At 32.1% G+C, this 24,651-nt stretch carries 8 protein-coding genes; all 8 read left to right on the plus strand.

The window, feature by feature from the left end:
- Positions 1 to 16 precede the first annotated feature (16 nt).
- Positions 17 to 5,971, plus strand: a complete 5,955-nt coding sequence (locus BUE22_RS21040) for a non-ribosomal peptide synthetase (RefSeq protein WP_262489615.1) — start codon at positions 17 to 19, stop codon at positions 5,969 to 5,971.
- Positions 5,972 to 6,129: 158 nt separating this feature from the next.
- On the plus strand, positions 6,130 to 7,749 hold the full coding sequence (locus BUE22_RS21045) for a cyclic peptide export ABC transporter (protein ID WP_073397960.1): 1,620 nt from the start codon (positions 6,130 to 6,132) through the stop codon (positions 7,747 to 7,749).
- Positions 7,737 to 12,185: a non-ribosomal peptide synthetase gene (locus BUE22_RS21050; protein ID WP_073397961.1), complete on the plus strand. Its 4,449-nt coding sequence runs from the start codon at positions 7,737 to 7,739 to the stop codon at positions 12,183 to 12,185. Before BUE22_RS21045 ends, BUE22_RS21050 begins: the two co-directional genes overlap by 13 nt.
- Positions 12,186 to 12,202: 17 nt before the next feature.
- Positions 12,203 to 14,590, plus strand: a complete 2,388-nt coding sequence (locus BUE22_RS21055) for an outer membrane beta-barrel family protein (protein WP_073397962.1) — start codon at positions 12,203 to 12,205, stop codon at positions 14,588 to 14,590.
- A 6-nt stretch (positions 14,591 to 14,596) separates the two neighbouring features.
- Positions 14,597 to 15,574, plus strand: a complete 978-nt coding sequence (locus BUE22_RS21060; RefSeq protein ID WP_073397963.1) for an aminoglycoside 6-adenylyltransferase — start codon at positions 14,597 to 14,599, stop codon at positions 15,572 to 15,574.
- 99 nt (positions 15,575 to 15,673) lie between these two features.
- Complete coding sequence (locus BUE22_RS21065) at positions 15,674 to 17,539, plus strand: class II aldolase/adducin family protein (RefSeq protein ID WP_073397964.1); 1,866 nt, start codon at positions 15,674 to 15,676, stop codon at positions 17,537 to 17,539.
- Complete coding sequence (locus tag BUE22_RS21070; RefSeq protein WP_073397965.1) at positions 17,536 to 21,942, plus strand: non-ribosomal peptide synthetase; 4,407 nt, start codon at positions 17,536 to 17,538, stop codon at positions 21,940 to 21,942. Before BUE22_RS21065 ends, BUE22_RS21070 begins: the two co-directional genes overlap by 4 nt.
- 14 nt (positions 21,943 to 21,956) lie before the next feature.
- Entirely contained in the window at positions 21,957 to 24,650 is a 2,694-nt protein-coding gene (locus tag BUE22_RS21075) for an AMP-binding protein (protein ID WP_073397966.1), read from the plus strand.
- Position 24,651 lies beyond the last annotated feature (1 nt).

The following is a 24,651-nucleotide window of genomic DNA, read 5'->3' on the forward strand; positions in this document are numbered from 1 at the left end:
TCTCAATTTAGCTAAAATCAATTCTCCCAGGGATCTGGCCTATCTGATCTATACTTCTGGAACAACAGGAAATCCTAAAGGAGTAATGATCGAACATACTTCTTTAGTAAACAGATTAACCTGGATGCAAAAAGCATATCCATTAAGCTGCGGTGAAACCCTTATCCAAAAAACGACCTATTCATTTGATGTTTCGGTTTGGGAATTAGTTTGGTGGGCTATCTACGGAGCAAAACTTTCTGTTGCTAAATCGGGAGCAGAAAAAGATCCGGCTCAATTAATACAAAACATAGATGAAAATCAGGTAACGGTAATACATTTTGTTCCTGCCATGTTATCTGTTTTTTTAGAATATGTTAAGGAAAATCCAAATGAAAAAGAACGCATAAAAAGCTTAAAACAGGTATTTGTAAGTGGTGAAGCATTAACATTGCACCAAAGGGATTTGTTTTATAAGGAGTTGTCAGGTATTTCTTTGATGAATCTTTATGGCCCTACAGAAGCCAGTATCGATGTAAGTTATTATGATTGTGCAGAGCAGCATAACATTAGTTCTGTTCCAATTGGCAGGCCTATTGATAATATCAGTTTATATATTCTTGACGAAAAATTATCTTTAAAACCCATTGGTTCAGTTGGCAAACTATACATTGCCGGGGTTGGAGTTGCCAGGGGCTATTTGAATAAAACAGCGCTTACAGAAGAAAAGTTTGTCAACAACCCTTTTATTGAGGGCACAAAAATGTATGATACAGGGGATTTAGCCAAATGGCTTGCTGATGGAAACATTGAATACATTGGCAGAAAAGATCATCAGGTAAAAATTCGTGGTTTTAGAATAGAATTAGGTGAAATAGAAACGCATTTATTTCAATATTCAAACGCAATAAAAAATGTAATTGTTGAGATTAAAGAAGTAAATCAGGAGAAAGTAATTGTTGCTTATTATGTTTCTGAATCGAAAATCGATAAAATAGAAATCCGTCATTATCTAGAGGAAAAACTTCCTGAATACATGATTCCGAATTTCTATATCGCGTTAGACAGTATTCCTGTCACTTCTAATGGTAAGGTTGATAGAAAAGCGCTGCCTTCTGTTACCGCAGATGATATTATCAGGGGTGAATATGTAGCGCCAAAAAACGAAACTCAGGATAAATTAGCAGCGATTTGGCAAGACGTTTTAGGAATTGAAAAAGTAGGTATTACAGATAACTTTTTTAACCTGGGAGGAAACAGTTTAATCATCGGGCAAGTTATCAATAGAATACATAAAGAACTTCATCAGGGTATAACTTTTAAAGCGTTTTTTTCTAGTCCGACAATTGAAGAAATTAGTCTAAAATTACAGGCACAAGATTTTGCCTTCATTCCTAAAACTCAGGAGAAAGCATCATATCCTGTAACCAAATCTCAACACAGATTATGGATATTGAGCCAACTAGAAGGAGGTTCTTTGGCTTATAACATGCCTGCAGTAGTAAAATTAAAGGGAAACATTGATACAATTAAATTTGAAGAATCCTTTGCATTTTTAATCCAGCGTCATGAAATATTGAGAACCTATTTTAAAACGAATAAAGAAGGACAAGTTCATCAGTTTATAGTACCGGCAGAAGAAATTAATTTTAAGATAACAGAAAAAGATTTTACATCTGAAAAAGACCAAAGTGCAGTATTTGCCTATTTACAGGAAAACAACGCAATTGCTTTTGATTTAGAGCAAGCTGCATTGATAAGAGCAAGTCTGGTTAAATTGAAAGAAGATGAATTTGTGTTTTTCCTGTCGATGCATCATATCATTGGCGATGGATGGTCAATAGAGTTATTGGTATCAGAAATTGTAAAAATCTATAATGCGTTAACACAAGGAATAGAAGCTAAGCTGCCTGAATTAAGCATTCAATATAAAGATTATTCAGTATGGCTTAATGAAGTACTGCAACAGGAAAAAAGCCAGGAATCTAAAGCGTTTTGGTTACAGCAGTTTGCCGGGGAATTACCGGTATTAGATCTGCCGAGTTTTAAAACACGCCCATTGGTTCGTACCTATAATGGAAACAGTCATACACATATCTTTCCAAAAGAATTTCTAAATAAACTGAAAACCTTTTCAAAAGAGCATGATGCAACCTTGTTTATGACCTTAATGGCCGGAATCAATGCTTTATTGCACCGATATACGGGACAAAATGATATCATAATTGGAACTCCGGTGGCCGGAAGAGAGCATCCGGATTTGGAAAACCAAATGGGATTATTTTTAAATACTCTAGCGATACGAACCCAATTCGAGGAAAAAAACAGTTTCCTTGATTTATTAAATAAAGAAAAAAATATCCTGCTGGAAGCTTACGAACATCAAAATTATCCATTTGATGCGTTGTTGGCCGAATTGAATTTAAAGAGAGACACGAGTCGTTCTGCTCTATTTGATGTTTTAGTGGTATTACAAAACCAAAGACAGGTAAAAAGCCTTGTTAATGAAGAACAATTAACAGGTTTACAAATAGAAAATTACGAATTTGAAAGCAGAAATTCTAAGTTTGATATCACTTTTACTTTTTCTGAGTCAGATGTTTTAACCTTGTTAATAAATTATGATTCAGATATTTATGATCAATCGTTAATTAAAAGAATGTTTTCTCATTTTGAAAACATTCTGATAAAATCATTAGAGCAACCTGAAAACCCTATAGAAGAAATTGATTTTCTAACAGTTGAGGAGCGACAAGAACTTTTAGTTGGATTTAATGATATATCGGTAGATTATCCTATGGATAAGACCATTATAGACTTATTTGAAGAGCAGGCTAATAATTTTCCTGATGCTATTGCCGTTGTTTTTGATGATGAAGAACTCACTTATAAAGAGCTTAATGAAAAAGCAAATCAACTGGCGGATTATCTTTTAAGCAATGGACTTAAAAAAGGAGATTTTGTTTTGCTTTGTTACAATTCGCATATGAGTATGTCAATTGTGGGGTTACTGGGCATCATGAAATCCGGAGGTGTATATGTGCCGCTGGATGCTGATATACCAGAGGAAAGAGCTGCCTATATAATAAACGATACCAAAGCCAACTTTGTTATAACAAATGATGCTGATTCAGGAATTTTTGTAAATCAAAATATTCAAATCATCACATTAAACAATAAAAGTGACAATCAATTTTTAAAAGAAAAAGGATTAAATATTAATAATACAACACCGGATAATTTAGCGTATTTAATCTATACTTCTGGAACCACAGGCGCTCCAAAAGGAGTAATGGTGAATCAGCAAAATTTAACGGATTATTTTTATGGACTGAATTCCAGAATTCAAATCGATCAGGCTAAAACATTTTTACTAATGTCTTCCTTATCAACAGATTTAGGAAATACCACTTTGTACAGTTCCTTAATTTATGGTAAAACATTGCATTTATTGTCTAAGGATTCTTTAAGAAATATAGAATATGTACATCAATATTTCGATCAAAATGACATTGACTGCATTAAAATAGTGCCTACTTTCTGGAAAGCATTAGTGAATGAAAATAAGCCTTTGCTGCCTAAGAAAATGATTGTTTTTGGAGGAGAAGAATTGTCAAAAGGGATCATTGAAAAGATAAAAGAAGTAAATAATGAATTAAAGATTGTTAATCATTATGGTCCTACAGAAACAACTATAGGAAAGCTTATTTACCCTGTGGATGATAAACCATTACAGGACAGAACGCCTCTGGGACGTACTTTTTCGAACGCATCTGCTTATGTTCTGACAGAAGATTTAGTTCCGCTTCCGATAGGGATTATTGGAAATCTCTATATTTCGGGGGCAGGAGTTTCTAATGGTTATTTAAACAATCCTGATCTTACGAAGGTTAAATTTATCGATAATCCTTTTGTGATTGGTGAAAGAATGTATAATACCGGAGATTTAGTTAAATGGTTACCCGAAGGAAATATTGAATTCATAGGAAGAAAAGACGGACAAGTAAAAATACAAGGAAACAGGATTGAACTTGGGGATATCGAAGTAACGATAGCCAGGAATCAATATATAAAAGAAAGCTGTGTAAAAGTCGATAAAAATTCAAATTCAGAAAATATACTAATAGCCTATTTGGTAACTAAAGAAGGATATGATGAGGATGAATTTAAAGAATATCTGACTCAAAAAATGCCTGTTTATATGATTCCTGCCGTACTAGTGATAATGGAATCATTGCCAATGACTTCTAATGGTAAAATTGATAAAACAAGATTGCCAAAAATAGAAAGCATAAAAGAAAATGCCGAAATTATCCTTCCGGAAAATGAAGTACAGCAAACGCTTGTTATTATTTTAATGGAACTCTTCAAAAAAGATGCTATCTGCATTACCGATAACTTTTTTGAATTGGGCGGGAATAGTTTATTGGCCATTCAATATATAAATTCAATAAATAAAAAACTTATTCTGGATTTAAAGCTAAAAGATATTTTTAGCAAACCAACTGTCAGAAGTCTGAGTAAATTTATTAACGGGCTGGATTTGAAACATAATTCGAACCTTGTAATAGAAAAATCCCAAAAAACGGCATCATTATTATCCAGCAATCAAAGGAGATTATGGATTTTAAGTCAGGATGAAACAGAATCCAGCGCTTACAATATTTCGACAGCATTGCTGATTGAAGGCACTTTTAGTGTCAAAGATTTTATAAATTCATACGATGAGCTTATTAAAAGACACGATAGTTTTAGAACAAGATTTGAATTTGACGGAGAAAATCCTATTCAATTTATACAAGAAGAGGCAGCGCCAATAATTGAAATTGAAGATTTTGATTATTTACCTGAAAATGAAGAATTAGTAAAGATTTTAAATAAAGAAAACCTGATAAGTTTTGATTTAAGTGCTGCTCCTTTATCAAAATTAAAGATACTTAAATTACCCAATGATACTTACTTTGTCATTATCGTCATGCATCATATTATAAGTGATGGATGGTCTTTGAATATTTTAATAAACGAATGGGTCGAAATATACAATGCACTCGTAACGAACAGCAAAAACACTTTGCCGGAAGTTGATTATACTTATCTGGACTTTGTTTCATGGCAAGACACTATAAAAGAAAATGACGAACATAATGAAAATGTTCAATATTGGAAAAACAGGCTGGAAGGCGGAATAGAGAAATTAAACCTGATTAAAAACCAGCATCCTGTTAAAAACGATAGTAAAAGTGAAGGTGATGTTGCTGACTTTTATATTGAAGATGAAGTTTTTGCCCTGCTGAAAAGAATCTCAATTGAGCAAAATATTTCGCTGTTTTCAATTTTACTGACAAGTTTCAGTGTTTTACTGCATCATATTTCAGATCAAAAAAATATAGTGCTGGGAACCTCTATTACCGGAAGAAACAGAAAAGAATTTGAATCTATTATAGGCTTTTTTGTGAATACATTACCGATAAAAACAACAATCAATCCAGACGAAACATTCATTGACCTGCTCATCAGAGCCAATGCTGACATCATGCAGGATATTGATCATCAAAATCTTTCTTTGGAAGAGTTGGTAAAACTGAATTTGAGAGGGAAAAATGATTCGAATGCATTATTCCAGGGCAGATTTGTGTTTAATGAAGAATTATATGATTTAAATAATGTTGCCGAGAAAATTCAGGTAAATAAACTTGAAATTTTTACACCAAAGGAGTTTACTGCAAAATTCGATTTTAGTCTTGTGATGAGAATTAGAAAAAACAGGCTTTTAGGATCTCTGGACTATAAAAAAGAATTGTTTGATGCCCAATACATGGATTTGATTACAGAAAGTTACAAACATATTCTAACCCGAATAAGCCAAAATCAAACAGAAAAAATACATTCATTAAATTCTTTTGAAGGAATGTATACAGCGTATATGGAGACTAAAACCCAACAAAAAAATAAACAAGTATTTGATAGCTTCCTTAATTACATGAATAAATAAAACATACTGAAAAAGGATTGTCAACGTCGAAATATTTTATTGACAATGGCCGATTTAAGACAATGGCAAATTGACCATACCATAATTTTGATAGTGTTTATTATTTCAAAATTGTAATAAAAAAGTTTAAAGAAAAAGTAATTAAATTGAAATACTAAATGATTAAAATTAATCTAAATAAAATTTTGCTGTTAATATTCTATTCGTTAGTAAATACCTTATTAACGCTTGGAATTATATATATACTAAATATCGCAATAACAGATGAAAATTTTAAATCTAAGAATTATCTTGTAATTACATTCTTTTCTTTTATTGTTTATTCTTATCTGTTAAACCTGTTTTTTCAGAAAAAAATAATTGATTACACATACAATTTTGTGTACGATAATGAATTATTCCTGGCTAAAAAGCTTCAAAATTCCTCCTTAAAGCAATTAGAGACTTTAGGAACTGAAAGAATATATGGAATTATAGAAGAAATGAGAGTTTTTATATTTCTACCGGGGATTATGACAAATACGCTCAATTCTTTATTAATGATTTTGTTATGTATTGGTTATTTATTTATACTATCCTATAAAAGTACATTAGTGATCGTTGTATTGATTGCTATGATAGCCTATGTGTACTTTCTTGTTGGAAAAAAATTATCAAAAAAGTTGAGTGTTTTAAGAAGTCAGAATGATTTTTTTAATAAATACATTCATGATATTATTCAGGGATTCAAGGAATTAAAGATAAGTGAAACAAGAAAAAATAACTTATACAATAATGTATCTGTCAATAGAACAGACGCTAAAGATTTAGACAAGTTTTTAGCCAATAATTTTAACGCTATCAATATATTAAGCCAATACGGACTCTATGTAGTTTTTGGTGTTATTCTTTTTTTACTTCCCGCATTTGGCATAATTCAGGCAAAAGAAATGGTCTCTTTTGTAACCGTATTGTTATTTATGTCAGGGCCTTTAAATAAGTTAATTACAATGCAAAACATGTACACAAGGACAAGTATTGCTATAAAAAGAGTAAAATCGTTTTTTAAAGAAATTAACGCAAACGAAATTGAAGAGAAAAAGGAACAATCGCAAGTAATTGATTTTGAAAATTTACAATTTAAAGACTGTAAATTCGAGCATAATCCTTCTTTCGGATTAGGTCCGATAAATCTTTCTATAAATAAAGGTGAAACCATTTTTATAATTGGAGGAAATGGAAGCGGTAAAAGTACTTTTATAAATCTGCTAACCGGTTTATATAGCCCTTCATCAGGTGAAATTTTATTAAATAATACTCCGGTTCAATCCAATACTCCTAATTATCAAAATTTACTATCTGTAATATTTACTGATAACTATATTTTCTCTCAAAATTATGATAATTATTCTCTTAAGAATAATAACGAGTATATCTCTTTATTAAAACTAATGGAGCTGGATAAGGTTCTTCCTGACGATGAAGAATCATCTGCAAGAAGAAAATTTTCTAAAGGTCAGAGTAAAAGAATGTCTATGATATTTGCGATGCTTGAAAAAAGCCCGATACTAATTTTAGACGAATGGGCAGCAGATCAGGACCCTTATTTCAGAAAGTATTTTTACGAGAAATTAATACCAATGTTCAAACAACAAGGCAAAACAATTATTGCAGTTACTCATGATGACGCTTATTTTCAACACGCAGACCGGATTTTAAAATTCGAATACGGAAAAATAATAAAAGATATAAGCATAGAAAAAAATGAATTTAGTCAAGCTATTTTATGGAACAATTAATCAATAATTTCTCTCTCACACTCCCACAGCAAGATATTTATTTTGAGCAAATCCTCTACCCAAACGATCCTATATACAATATTGGTGCAAAAATCGAAATTAGAGGAAGTATCAATGTAGATGCTTTTAAGGATGCTTATATTCATTTAATAAACCAACATGATGCGTACCGAATTATTATAGATTCCAATAATGACATCCCTTATTTTTATATACTTGATAACCATAATTCTGAATTAGAATATATTGATTATTCTAACGAATCTGATGCTGAGAGAATTTCTCTGGAATTTATGCGTAAAAATTTCCAGACGCCATTTTATTTGAATAAAAAAGAGCTGTTGCATAAATTTATTTTAATTAAAGTACAAGACGATTTATATTATTTATTCTCTAAATACCACCATATTATTACAGATGGCTGGGGTACATCTTTAATGTTTCAGCGTTTGGTTCAAAATTATAATGAGATAGTGGAACACGGAAAAATACTATCTGATTATCCATTTAATTATATTGATTTTGCTCATGATGATATTAATTATCAAGGTTCTGATGCTTTTTTGGAAGACAAAAAATTTTGGACCAAAGAATTTTCAAATTTACCGGACGCACTAATTCCTTTGATTTCTGAAAAAAAGAATGAAAGCAAAAGAAAAGAAATATACATCAAGAGAGAAATATACAATCAAATCAACGAACTGGCTGGTAAGCATAATGCTTCTACTTTTCATATCATTTTAGGGGTATTGTATGTCTACTTCGGCAGATATTACAGAACGGATGATTTATCTATAGGTATCCCGGTATTAAACAGAGGAAAATCAAGTTTCAAAAAAACTGTTGGACTATTTATGGGTATTGCGCCTTTACGTCTGGCATTAGATTGTGACAATTCTTTTCAGGAATTAATTTTACAAATTAAAAATAAACTACGTCAGGAATACAGACATCAAAGGTTTCCTTTGGGTAAACTCATTCAGTCATTAAATATATTTGAAGAGACAGAGCGACTGTTTAACATTACATTATCTTACGAAAAACAAAACTATTCCAGTCATTTTAACGGGACAAAAACAACCGTTATCCCTTTAAGCCATGAATCTGAAAGAGTTGCATTGGCCGTTTATATCAGAGAATTTGATGAGCAGGAAGATGTAAAAATTGATTTTGATTATAATGTAAGTTATTTAAGCGAATCTAATATTGATGAATTTGCCATTCATTTTGAAAATATACTGCATGAGGTATTAATTGACCCATCTCAAAAAATTAAAAATATAAATTACCTTTCTGTACAGGAAAGAGAAAAAATTATAAAAGAATTTAATAACACAACTGTTTCATATCCTTCTGAAACCTTCGTGGATATTTTTCTGAAAAATGTAAAATTATTTCCGGATAAAATAGCCGTTAGTGATGGTGACGAAGAATTAAGTTATTCGCAATTAGATTTTGAATCCAATAAAGTAGCGACTTATATTCTTCAAAATATCGATTCGCAGGAAAAAAAGCCAATAGCAGTTTTATTAAACAGATCGGCTAATTTAGTATGTGTATTATTGGGAGTTATTAAATCTGGAAGACCCTATATTCCTCTTGATCCTAATTTCCCTAAGGAACGATTGGAATATATTATAGAAAACAGCAAATGTGAAAGTATCATTATAAGCGAAGATCTTTCTGTTAGTTTTGATTTTAAAAATACTAAAGAATTCATATTAGAAAAGATACAAGATTTTCGAGCTGAAAATTATATCACGGCATTGCCAACTTTTGACGATACGGCCTATATAATTTATACATCCGGTTCAACCGGAAATCCTAAAGGGGTTGAAATTGGGCACAAATCCTTAATCAATTTTTTATGGAGTATGCAAAAAGAGCCAGGTATCACTGCTGATGATATTTTTTATGCAGTTACTACGTATTCATTTGATATTTCAATTCTTGAGTTATTCCTGCCTATAATTTCAGGTTCGGCTTTGCGTGTTGTTAAGAGCAATGTGCTTTCTGATTTAACAAAAGTTATTTCAGATTTAGAGCATACAAAACCAACCATTATACAGGCAACTCCAAGTTTTTTTCAAATGTTGTTTCATGCCGGATGGAAAGGAAATAAATCCTTAAAAATACTTTGTGGAGGAGATTTACTGAGTGAATCATTAGCCGGCAAACTTATTAATACTTGTAAAGAAGTTTGGAATATGTATGGTCCAACGGAAACTACAATCTGGTCGAGTACTAAAAAATTAGTGCAGCCCCGTGATGCCAAAAACATTGGTAAGCCAATAGACAACACCTCTTTTTATATTTTAGATCAATGGCTTAATCCGGTTTCGATTGGTGCAATTGGAGATATTTATATTGGTGGTCACGGTCAGGCCAAAGGATATTACCTCAATACTGAATTAACAAATGAAAGATTTCCTTATATAACTGCTTATAATGAAAGATTATATAACACAGGAGATTTAGGTAAATGGAATGATAAAGGCGAAATCGAATTTTTAGGAAGAAATGATTTCCAGGTTAAAATAAGAGGCTATCGTATTGAGTTAGGTGAGATTGAAGAAAAATTGGTTAAAATACCTACTATTGACCAGGCCATCGTAATTACTAAAAAAATAAATGACGAGGCTTTTCTGGTTGCTTTTGTAAAAACAAATGATCTGTTTCAGGAAGATTTGGTTACCGAAATTCTGCAAAAAGAATTACCGGAGTATATGGTGCCTAAAATCATTGTAAGATTAGAAAACTTTCCATTAACCCCTAACAACAAAATCGACAGAAAAGCACTGGCAAACCAAAATATAAGCTATAGTCTGCAGGATGTAGAGATGCCACAAACCCAAACAGAAGAAAAGCTGCTTGAAATATGGTTAAAAAATCTGCCTGTAAATCAGATAAGTATCACAGATAACTTTTTTAAATTAGGCGGACATTCCTTAAATGCAGTTCGAATAATATATGAGATAAATGCTTTATTTGCCTGTAATTTGTCTCAAAAAGATATTTTTATTAATCCGACTATTAAATCTATAGGTGCATTAATCGAAAATACATCTAAGGGAAGTATATCCAATCCAATTTCAAATGCTCCGGAGAAAGAGTTTTATGATCTTACCCATGTTCAAAAAAACATATGGATAGCATCTCAGCGTACTGAAGCATCAATAGCATATAATATGAATGCTATTTATGAAATTCAGGGGAGTCTTAATATTTCTATACTAAATCAGGCGCTATCGCAGGTTATCAATAAACAGGAGAGTTTAAGAACTAACTTTTTTGCATTAGAAGGAATTCCCAAACAAAAAATTAAATCTTCTGGTGAAGTAAATTTTCAATTAAAAACTATTGAAGTAAAAAGTGAACAATTTGATGCAATAGCCGCTTCAATTTTATATAAAGAATTTGAATTAGAAAAAGATTTATTACTAAGATTATACCATGTTGTGGTAGATGAATATAAACACTATTTGTTATTTTCAACACACCACATTATTATGGATGGATGGTCTGTTGAAATATTTATAAAAGAATTAATGGTTATTTATAATCAATTGTTTGAAGGAATTGAATATAAAATCAACCCATTACCATTTCAGTTCAGAGATTATTCAGAATGGATAAATAACCAGCCTCTAGATGAAAATGCTAATGCATATTGGGTGAAAGAATTGAAAGGTTATCAAGCCAAAGATTCATTTTTAAAAGACCTAAAGCATGATAAGGTTTCATTTAATGGCAATCAGGTACATTTTTTAATTGATGCCAATGAAAAAGCAGAGCTGGTTAAATTAGCAGACACTTTTAATTTAACCTTATACTCCATATTAATTTCATTAACAGGTTCTTTTATACATAAGTATTCAAAGCATAAAGATATTTGTATTGGCACTGTAAATTCTGGTCGAAATTCTACAGAATTATTCCCATGCATAGGAATGTTTGTAAATACAGTTCCATTACGATTTATGATTGAGGATGAAGATACTTTTAAAGAAGTGTCATATACTATTAATCAAAAAATTATTGATTCATTTCAGTATTCAAATTTCCCTTTTGCAACATTACAAACTAAAAATTCACAATTATTCGATGTAATGATTGCATATCAAAATCCGGATTTTTCATTAACTGATATTTCTGGATTTAATGCATTGGAAACTAAGCCATTTCAATATAAACATAAAGTCAGCAGATTTCCTTTAACGTTTAATTTTTATCATGATGATGATAAATTATGTTGTGCCTTAGAGTACAATTCAGATTATTATTCACTTAATAATATTACTATAATTATTGAAAAATTTAAAAAAATTATAAAAGAAATCATAAAAAGTCCTGACGATAAATTGGCAGATTATGACATTCTATTGCAAACAGAAAAAGAAATCAAGCAAAACATCGAAATCAATTTTAACTTTTAAATCAGAATATCAAACATATGAAACGTATACTATCGATTATTTTTTTATTTATTATTTCCACAAATTGTATCGCGCAATATAATATATCGGGTAGTATAAAAGATAGTAAGGAAAGTGGTGTGTCATTGGCAAAAATTGAAATTATTGCAGTAAATGATACCGTAAAAATTCGCCCTGTCCAATCGGGAATTGATGGCACATTTAATATAAAAAACATAAAAAACGGCAATTATATTTTAATTGTTTCTGCTTTGTCTTTTCAGGAATATAAAACAGATATCGTTATAGAAAACAAAGATCTGGATATTAGTCCCATTATATTGGTAACGGATAATGTTTTGAAGGAAGTTGTGATATCAACAAAAAAACAGCAAATGGTTCAAAAAACCGATCGTTTGGTTGTTAACGTTGAAGGAACTCCAATAGGGATTTCCGGGAGTGCTTTAGAAGTATTGCAAAGAATGCCCGGAGTAGATATTGGCTCAAACGGAAATGCAATAACGCTAAATGGTAAAACAGAAGTAGGTATAATGATCAATGACAAGTTGGTTAGAGTTCCTATTGCATCTCTTTTGCAAATGTTAAGCAGCACCAATGCAAAAGACATTGAAAAAATTGAATTAATATCAAATCCACCATCTAAATATGATGCAGAATTTACCGGTGGATTAATCAATATCAAACAGATTAAAAAAAATACTGAAGGAACAAATGGCGGTGTTCTTTTAGGATTGGGTTATGGAAAAAAAGATAAGGAAAAAGCGGGAATAAACTGGAATACCAGAAAAAAGGACATTAATTTTTTTGGAGATTTAAATTTTGACAGAAATAACAATCCCCGACAATTTACCAATTCTTCTACCATACAATCAGATAACAATGCCTTTTATAATAAAACGGTTAGCGACAGATATCCGGTAATAAACGGCTATTCCGGAAGGTTAGGACTGGACTATTATATAAATGATAAAACCACACTTGGATTGCTTGTTAATGGCAATACAAGTAGATTTAAACAAGAAGTATTTGGGAATACTGCACAGAGTGAATCAGCTGGTACTAATTCGTCAATAGTTTTATTTAATGATGAAGACAGCCAGAGAGATTTATTTAGTACCAATATTAATTTCAACACAAAAATTGATGATTCACAATCCTTAAACTTTGATATTGATTATTTGAACTATTATAACGGAGCTCCCACTAATTACCAAAATACTTATTTTGATGCTGCCGGAGCTGCATATAAAAATGAAACTTTTTCGGCAACAAAAAAGACTCCCGTGAATGTTTGGGTTGGAAAAGTAGATTATTCAAAAGAAATAAACAAAAATGTAAAATTTGATTTAGGATCAAAATATACCAATTCAAATCTCGATAATAACGTACTTGTAGAAGATCTGATAAATGGTGCATATATAAGGAATGAAGAATTTAGCGAAAAGTCGGATTTAGTTGAAAATATAGCAGCGGTCTATTCTTCTATGGATTGGAAAGCAAATGGCAAGACAGATATTAAACTTGGTTTGCGTTACGAATATTCAACTCAGGATTTAAACTTATTAAGCAAAGGAAATGTTCTTGATTCTAAATTGAGCGAGCTTTTTCCATCCTTGTTTCTATCCAGAAAATTAAATAAGGACAATACTTTGCAATTTTCTTATGGAAGAAGAATTGCAAGACCTACTTATTTTGATTTGGCTCCCTTTGTTTTATTCCTGGATCCAAACACATATTATTTTGGTAATATTGAGCTTAAACCATCTATCAGTAACGCATTTTCAACAAATTACCAATATAAAAAATATTTAGTATCGCTGGAGTACACAATTGAAAAAAACGCGATAGCCAGATCACAAACCATATTTCCGGATAACACAACCCAACAAGTTTTAACTTCCTTAAATATAGATTATTTAAAGGTTTTAAATTTTTCTCTGTCTTTACCATTTAAGATTGCAGATTGGTGGGATATGCAAAATAACCTTCAATTATCCTATTTAGATCAAAAAATGGATGATCAAAAAGAGGATGATACATTTTATGTTTTAAGAACTTCCCAAAACTTCACATTACCAAAAGACTTTTCTATTCAGGTATTTGCTTCCTATAATTCAAAAAGGATATCAGGAGTAAGCAATATAGATGATTATCAGAGAGTAAATTTAAGTATAGATAAAAAAATTCCAAAATGGGATAGTAGAGTCCAATTGAGTTTTAGCGACATTTTTGGACGTGATTATAGTTTTGAGTCTACAGAAAATTTGAACAGCTCTTATGTTCTTTATAGTTATGAACCGCGTGTTATAAGGTTAACTTTTACCTATAATTTCGGAAATAATCAATTAAAAAAACAAAGAAAAAGAGAAACCGGTTCAGATGAAATTAAAGAACGAATAGACTAAATTATTATGAATACATCAGAAAGAATACATACTATAAATAAAGGCGTTGAATTATTATTATCCAACAACCAAGATATTATTTCATTGGTTTCAATAGGAAGTTTTTCTCAAAATTCGATAGATCAATTTTCCGATATAGACTTGTATCTGTTTACTAATAATCCTAAAAAATATTTAGATAAAGAGAATCATTCATGGATTAATCCTTTAGGAAAGATAATATCAAGAAGAGTATTTAAAGACTTGCAGGAAGGAGTCGATAAAAACAAAGTGATTCTAGAGGATGGTTTAATGTATGATTTAACAATTATTGATATAAAAAAAATCAAGCTTATAAGCTATTATTTAAAACTAAAAAATATTGGCTTGAAATTGTTACTTCCAGGGTTTTTACAAAAAAGTGTTGAGGGAAGTATTTTAAAATTCTATGATACTATAAAAAGAGGGTATAAAATTCATGTCGATAAAATTAATCTGAAAGAAATATTAGAAAGAACTATTACTTTTTCTGAGACTATTACTTTGGATAAAAAATTAGACAAAAAAATATTTTTTCAGCATTATAATTTTTTTTGGCAATCCTGTTATACCGCATCGATTAAGCTAATAAGAAAAGATTTTTATTTTACAATTCTAACTTATGATAATTACATAAAAAAAGAATTAGTAAGAATGATAGAATGGGAAGCAGCCCTAAACAAAAAATCAACAGATGTTTTTTATAATGGTTTAAAAATATATGATTGGAGCGGAGAAGAAATTTATCATGATTTATACGGAACGTTATTATCTGATAATATAAATAACATGCAAAATTCACTAATTAAAACAGCTGAATTATACCAAAAATTTTCAACCATTGTGGCCAACGAATATAATTTTTCTTTAAATAAAGAATTTGAAAACTTCGTGATTGATTTTATTAAAAATGTGGCTATTCCGGAAGTATTAAACAATAAAGAAATCTTATCTGAAAACACCTGAAATATTTGTTGAACCCAATTATACAATAAAAAAAGAGAACAGAGAAACAAATAAATATGTGAACTTCTTAAATAATATAAACAAATAAATACCACGAATATGGAAAATAGTTTTAACAGCCTTATCAATATCCAGCCTAAGGAAATAAGTGATAAATTTCCTAAAGATATAAAGTTTGAAATAATAGGGAATGAATATACAAAAATAGCAGTTATAACCTCGGTTGAAGATAATGAACTGGAAGGTTGGCTCGCAAAAAACAATAATTTTGTAGATGAAATTTATGAAAAAAACAGAATTATTTTATTCAGAAAATTTAAAAGCTTTACCTCCAAAACAGAATTTTCTTCAGTTGTTGACAATCTATCCTTAGGCGGTGCTTTGGAGTATGCAGAACCTTCTTCTCCAAGAACGAGACTGGAAGATAAAATATATACTTCGACAGAATATCCTAAAGAACAGTCTATCCCTCAGCATAACGAGCATTCTTACTCAAAATCCTGGCCCAAAAAGCTGTTTTTTTATTGTGAACGTCCCTCAGAGATCGGTGGTTGTACGCCTATCTGTAATAGTTCGGCTGTGTATAATAAAATCCCGTCTGATATTTCCAAAAGATTTGAAGATAAAGGAGGCGTAATGTATGTTCGAAATTTTAGTCAGGAAATGGATATTCCGTGGGAAACTTTTTTCGGAACATCAGACATAAAAGAAGTAGAGAAATACTGTAAGGAGCATCATATGAACCTTACACAAATCGATCAGACCAGACTTAGAATTGATTACGTTGCACAGGCAACACTTCTTGATAAAGCTACCAATAAAAAAATATGGTTCAATCAGGCGCATCTTTTTCATTACAGTAATCTGGATAGTGATGTTTACAATTATTTGATAGATGCCTACGGAATAGACAATCTTCCGCGCAACAGTTATTATGGAGATGGTACAGCCATATCCATCGCTGATCTGGAGGTGATAAGACAAGCCTACGACGATGTGGCTTTCAGGTTTGATTGGGACAAAGGAGATCTTTTGATGATGGATAATATTAATTTCACTCATGGCCGTGATTCTTATGACGGGGCAAGACAGCTTTTTGTATCTATGTCTGAAGAAGATAATATTAGCAACTACGTAAAAGCCTCAGCCACAAAAAAAGTAACTGAAGCCAGAAAAAATACAGCGTCTTTCTTTATCACCAACGAATCCAAATATGGAGACAGTAAAGCAATGCTTAAATACAAACTTGCTTTATCGTGCAGAATGCTAAGAAGTCTTCAGCTTGATGAAGGAAGTATCAGCGGGCATATCAGTATGAAAGTACCCAATGAGAAAAATCTGTTTTGGGTAAATCCTTTCGGGATACTATTCGATGAAATAACACCAGACAATCTGATATTGGTAAACAACGAAGGAGAAGTCATTGAAGGAGAATATCCTATTAATGTAGCAGGATTCTGCATACACTCAGAAATACATAATACAAGCAGAGAAGCCAACTGTATCGTGCATACACACTCTCCGTGGGGAACGCTTTTTTCATCGCTGGAAAAACCTGAAATACTGATGCTTGACCAGAACAGCTGCATGTTCTATGATAATTATGTTCTGTATAATGAATTCGACGGTCCTGTTAATACAACAGACCGAGCCATTAAATTAGCAGAAAAGCTGAGGGATAAAAACGTTGCCATTCTGGCTAATCATGGAGCAATTGCTTGTGGAGAAAGTATTGAAACAGCTATGATGTACATGATCAGTCTGGAGCGTACACTTAGACTTAACGTACTGGCAAGACAGATGAACGAAAAAGTCAATCTTATAGATTCTCAAACAGCGCAAAATTCCAAAGAATGGATCAGCAATCCTATGGGCTTCAAAATTGAATTTGATGCTTTGGCGAGAAGAATCGAAAGAGAACACGCGGATATCAAAAACTACTATCCAATTTCTTTAAGCATATGATAAAAAGATATAATTTGTCACCACAGCAAAACCTCACGTATCTGGCGGCGGGTAAAGGTGACTTGTATAATGTAATGGTTTTTTCTCTGGAGAATATTCAGGGACAAAAGCTTTGTGATGATATAAAGGAAGTTCTGAAAGATGAATTATCTCTTTACATGAATATTACTTCCCCGGGAAAAGAAGCCTTTTTAAGTATTGAGCAGGAAAGAAATTTCGATGTAAAACTTGTGCATAAACAAGATATAGAAAATGCAGAGAACTCCGTATCCCAAGAACATAATCTAAGCATCACCATCATTCAGGATAATGAAAATGCTGTGTCGATAGCGTTCAGATATGGACTTTACTTTTTTGACAATTGGAGTATAATAATGCTGTACCACCGTATTTTAGAAAAGTATCACAAAGAAACTTATGATACGGCTGATATTAGCTACCTGCAATATTCTGCATGGAGAGAACATATTATAGGTGAAGAAGGGAATGAAGAAAATTCGGAATTCTGGAAAGATGTAATGAAAAAATTTCAGCCTTTCAGAACAAACCTTGAATTGAATGTTCCTGAGGAGGGAAAAAGGAAAACACAGATTCATATGCTGAGCAACAAGCTTGTGCAGTTACTGCAAAATGCGCCAATTGATAAAGAGATACTATTGTTATCAGGATGGCACTATACGCTTTGTCAGATATCTGCAGATAAAAATACAGTATTTGGTGCAGGATATGTAAGCCATGGCAGAAGCTTCGAGCAGCTTTATAAAAATATAGGACTTTATGCCAGTACTTTACCTTTTAATGCAGAAGCAGCAAAAGGTTTTTCAGGAATAGAAGAATACTGTGACAGCATAGGAAAACTGGTGGTATTACTGAACAGTCGAAAAGAATATATTCTTAATAATCAGGAATATGCAGATTTTATAAAATCAAACTTCAAGTATATTTTTGAATTTATTGATCTAAGTATAATTACTAAAGATAAAACTCCTTTGAGTCAGATTATAGATCGTCGAAATGACTATTCAGGTTTTATTGCCCAGATTTATTCTGCAAAAGAAGAAACTACTGTTGCCTTACATCATAATAATAGCATCAGAAGTGAAGATATTACCTACTTTATGCAGCTGTGGGAGCACAATAGTATTCAGATCATAGAAAGATATTCTGAAAATACAGCTGATATCGAGCCTTACGAAACAGGTGCCCAAAAACTGTTGAAGACAGAAAATACCGTGACTAAAGAATCGGTTTTGGAAAGATATGCAGGAATCGTGAAGCAGTTTCCGGACCATATTGCCATAGAAGATGAAAATGCAGCATATAGTTACAAACAGATCGATGACAAATCAAATGTACTGGCTGCGTTAATTCTGGATAAAATAGCAGATGCATCATCGCCAACAATAGGTGTAATGAGCGATTGGGACCATAATGTGATTGTTGCTTTTTTGGCGACATTAAAGATCAATGGAAGTATAGTTCCTATAGATCCTAATGATTCCCAACAGAGAATCACGCATATACTTAACAATTCTAATGCACAGCTTTTAATCACGGGAAGTAATTATGAGAAAGAGGAATTTGAACCAAAACTCCTTATTGATACACTGAATTTTACAGAAGGTACATCCAGTATATCCACGGGCAGTAATGCTATTCGTACGCCGGAAAGTACTTCATATATTATATATACGTCAGGAACAACCGGAGCTCCCAAAGGAGTTTGTATTCAGGATAAATCTTTGATAAACTATGTCGACTTCCTTAACGGAACACTTGGTATTAACCATAGCGACACCTCTATACTTCTTTCTTCTTATGCCTTTGATTTAGGCTATACAAGCTTATGGGGGACTTTACTTTCAGGAGGAAAATTACAGATGGTTAAAAAAGATACCCTGTATGATGTGGATGAGGTGATCAATACGATTACAGATAAAAAAGTAACCTATATTAAAACGACTCCGTCGTATTTTAACGCCATATTAAATGCAAAAAACTTTACTAAGATTGAAGGATCGGATCTTAAAAAAGTAATCTTGGGAGGAGAAAAAATAAAGACAAAAGATTTAGCAGACTTTAAAAAATCTTTCGGGACAATAGAAGTTATCAATCATTATGGCCCTACGGAAACGACTATTGGAACTGTTTTCAAAAAAATAAATAATATAGAGCAATACATTGAAAGGCCTGTAATAGGATCTCCGATTCCCAATAATTTTGCTGTTATTTTAGATGACAAAAAGAAAGAAGTTTCAAAATATGAGACAGGAAACGTCTTTATTGGAGGTGCAGGACTTGCAAAAGGATATTTGAATAATGAAGAACTTACTTCAGAAAAATTCATTGTTCATCCCGATTATGGAAGAATATATGCGACAGGTGACATCGGTTTCATCACTCTGGAAAACGAAATCATGTTTCTGGGAAGAGGAGACAGTCAGGTAAAAATCAGAGGCTACAGAGTAGAGCCGGATGAAGTTAAAAACATTATCAGAACTTTTTCGGGCGTAAGCGATTCAGCAGTATTGGCTGTAGAAAACAACGGAGATACAGGGCTTTGCGCTTTTGTAACCGGGATTACCAAAGAAAGTTCTTCAGATTTGGAAGAATACCTTAAAAATTCTCTGCCTGAATATATGGTTCCGGCCGAAATTTTATTTGTTGATAAAATTCCGTTAACGACAAATAACAAAGTTGATCAGCAGGCTCTTAAAGATTTATATGAAGAACATAAATCTGATAAAATGATTCATGATTCTTCTAAAGAAAATGAGATTTTTATAACCTCAGATTTACAGAAACATTTATTAAGGATATGGAAAGAAACCTTAATAACAGATGATATAACCGGCAGCAGCAACTTCTTTTCTTTGGGCGGACATAGTCTAAAGGGAATACAGATGCTCAACAAAATATATAAAGCGTTTAATGTAAAAATAACTTTGGGAGATATTTACAAATATCCCGAGTTTGAAAGCCTTTCAGAATTCCTGTTGGAAAAAGTAAATGAGAGTGGAGAATCTTCTTATACGAAGATTTCTCCCGTACCGGTTCAGTCGAGATATGAAGTTTCAAATTCTCAGAAACGAATGTGGCTGTCGACCATTAAAAAAGAAAGTGCAGCGTTGTTTAATGTTCCTATGAATTATTCAATCAATGGTTCTCTGAATATTGAGGCAATTAAGGCTTCTTTTGTGGCGCTTATACAAAAACATGAAACCCTTAGAACTATATTCAAATATGAAGATGGAGATATTTATCAGTACATCTTACCAATAGAGAATGTTGATCTGGAAATTCCTCTTATAGCCATACAGGATACACCATCAATGGTTGAATTTTTACGTCAGGAAAGATATAAATCCTTTGATCTTTCAAAGGAATTGCCTATTAGGTTAAACCTAATCAAAAAAGGAGAGACAGAATATATCCTTGCAACAACCCTTCATCATATTATTTCTGATGGTTGGTCGCGCGAGATTTTGTATAAAGAAATCAAAGAAAATTACAATAGATATCTTAAAGATAAACGTATCAATATTGAGCCTCTGGCAATACAATATAAAGATTATGTAAACTGGCACAAAGGCAAATATAAGACGCATGAAAATTTCTGGGAAAACTTTTTTGCAGAAGACATTCCTTCCCTGGATTTTCCGATAGATTATGTGCGTCCCGGTATGATTTCCTACAATGGAACCGCCATAAGCACAAAGATAAAAGAAAACTTTAACGGCCTGAAGCAAAGCTTAAATGAACAATCTCTTTCTCTGAACAATTATCTTGTTGGGATATATGGGCTCTTAATACATGCTTATAGTAATCAAAATAAATTCTATATCGGAACAATTTCTTCCGGAAGGACCCACGTAGATACAGAACAGATTATAGGATCTTTTATAAATTACCTGCCTTTAAAAATCAAGGTTTCATCAGGAGTGAATTTTCAGGAATTCCTTGAAGAAAACACAAAAGGATTTGTACAGGTGTATGAAAATGAAGACTATCCTTTTGACCTGATGGTAGAAAAGTACTTGCCGAATAATGATGCATCCAGAAATCCTTTTTTTGATACAACAATTATTCTTCATAATGAAGAAGAAGTATCCCGTACAGTACTGTTTGATGACGGTGTACAGATAGAAGAATTTGTACATGTAGAAGAAATAGGTACACACTCCAAAATAGAATTCAAAATAGATATTACGGTAAAAAAAGACGAACTCACAATTCGATTGGAATATAATACAGACATTTTTTCTGAAAGCAAAATGACAAAATTACTGCAGTTATATACAGATCTGATCGAAAAAATGGCAAATAATTCCGGCGATAATTTGAATGATGTTGTTGAGGCATTACGAATTGAGATGAATCAGGACCAAGAATTTTTAATATAATTTATAGAACAAATATGGAAATTATACATATTTTAAAAACACTCGGTACAAAAGGAGTAAGCCTGGAAGTTGAAAACACACAGATCAGACTGAAAGGTAATATATCCCAAATTTCTGTAGAGGAAAAAACATTTTTGAAGGAGAATAAAGAAAAAATAATAGATTATCTAATCAGGAAAGATACGTTTTATTTCTTTCGGGATGTGCTTTACTTTGGACACGAAGAGCTGGATAGCCTGGATCTGAATGATCTGAGGAATAGCGGAAACATTCAGAATACGGTATCCTCTGTAGTAAGCAAAAATATTTCAGATACAAAGTATAATGAAATAAAAAGGTTTACACAAGAGCATAATATTACCTCTCAGGCTTTGTTCCTGACAGTTTACAGAATACTCTTATATCGGTATACCGGACAGAAAAACATCATCCTTTGTACTAATCTTTTAAGTACAAATGAAGACAGAATACTGTTTATAAAGAATAAAATAGAGGACAAAGAAACCATAGAGAATCTTATTCGAAAAGAAAATGAAGCAATTCACGCTGCATCTGAAAAAGATCAGTGGAAAGATTTATTGGCAGATGGTGAGAAAAATAAACTGCTTGGAGAAATTGTAAAAACGGGAATGTTTTTTTCATACAATTCCGGAGAAAAGATATATGGCAAGAGATCCGAAGACAGAGGCAATTCATACCTTGATATTTTGATTAATGATGATCAGAATCAGTTGAATATCAGTATAGATTCTCATCCTTCATATAAACACGAACATATTCAACGGCTGTTGGATCATCTGGTAAATATAATTAACGCTTTACCAGTCAGCTTCAATACAGTTCTTCATGAGATCGGTTATATGTCCGAAAGTGAAAATCAGAGCCTTGAATATCTGGCTCCCACGGAATCACAACCATTGCAAAATAAAAGTCTTATTGCAAAACTTGAAGATTCTTTTGATAAATATTCTACAAAAACAGCGATTGATTTTGAAGGGAAATCATTGTCCTATGGAGACGTAAAATATTTGTCAGATAAAGTATCTCACTATATCAGCAGTTATACTGAAAACGGAAAAGGCCATGTTGGAATCTGTATCAATAAATCGGAATATTTTATCCCCGTATTGCTCGGAGTCATAAAATCAGGAAATGCATATGTTGTAATTGATCCCTTCATTCCTGAAGAAAGGAAAAAATCATTGCTGGAAGATATAAACTGTAAATTGATCTTCGATGAATTGCAGCTTCAGGATTTTTTAGATAAGATAGAAGAAATTGCTCCTGTAGAGCAGATAAAGCATGTTAGTCAGGATGATCCTGTGTATTTAATGTGTACGTCGGGATCTACAGGAAAACCTAAAGTGGCCATTAATACCCACAAAGGTTTTCTGAATCTGTTGGAATGGTATAAAAACGATATAGGAATTCACGAGAATGATAAAGTAGGTATTATCAGTAATATCAGTTTTGACCTTACTCAAAAAAACTATTTTGCACCGCTTTTAGCCGGGGCTACAATTTATTTGGAAAATACAGGATTGTATGATATTCCTTCCTTCATCCACAAAAATAAAATAACGGTAGCAAATGCAGCTCCGGCTATATTTAGCTCTTTTACAGATGCAGAGTATAAAGTATTAAACTCTTTGCGTAAAGTTATATTTGGCGGAGAAAAAATAGATCCTGTAATCATTAAAAATCTGAGGAATCTGGTAAGTGATATCAAAATATATAACTCTTACGGACCAAGTGAAGCAAGTGATGTCTCTTCATTTTATGAGATAAATGAAGAAAGTACAAAGAATTTCCCTATTGGTAAAGCTATCCCAAAGGTAAAAGTATACATTATGGATCATAACTATAATGTTCTTCCTTTAGGTCTCAAAGGAGAAATTGTTGTAGGAGGAATAGGTGTAGGCCTGGGATATGTAAACAATCCTCAGGAAACAGATATTCGTTTCTATGAACATCCTAAATACGGAAGGTTATACAGAACCGGGGATTTGGGAAGGCTGATGGAAGACTATAATATTGAATTCTTAGGAAGGAATGATTTCCAGGTAAAGCTGAGAGGAAACAGGGTGGAACTGCAGGAAATAGAATTTGCTGCAAGTAGCTATTCCAGCCATGTCAGAACCGTTTTGGCCAATATTGTTTCTTATAATTCAGAACAGTACATAGCAGTATATTATTGCTCGGATATGCCAATTAACAATGCAGAGCTGAAAAAATATCTGATGAAATATTTGCCGGACTATATGGTTCCTACCTATTACATTTCATTAGAAGAATTTCCGCTGACTCCAAACGGGAAAATTGACAGAAAAGCTTTGCCGGAAGTATCATTTAAAGATACCATACAGACGGAATATATTGAGGCAAAAGGTGATTTTGAAATTAAAATCCGAAGAATTTGGTCAAATCTTCTGAACCTTGAAGAATCCCAGATAAGCACAAATGCCAATTTTTTTGAAATAGGAGGTACCTCATTAAAGCTTTTACAGTTGGTAAAAGAAATTAACCAGTTGCCGGAAATAAAAAAAGAAGTAACCCCTGTTAATATTTTCGAGTTCCCTCAGATTTCAAAACTGGCGGCTTATCTTAAAGGGGAAACAGCCACTTCTGACTACAACAAAAGTATTGAAGAGTCTTTGAGTACCATAGATGAAACTCTTAGCATATTAAATAATTTTTCAACAGAATAAC

Source organism: Flavobacterium pectinovorum (genome assembly GCF_900142715.1).
Taxonomy (GTDB): Bacteria; Bacteroidota; Bacteroidia; order Flavobacteriales; family Flavobacteriaceae; genus Flavobacterium; species Flavobacterium pectinovorum.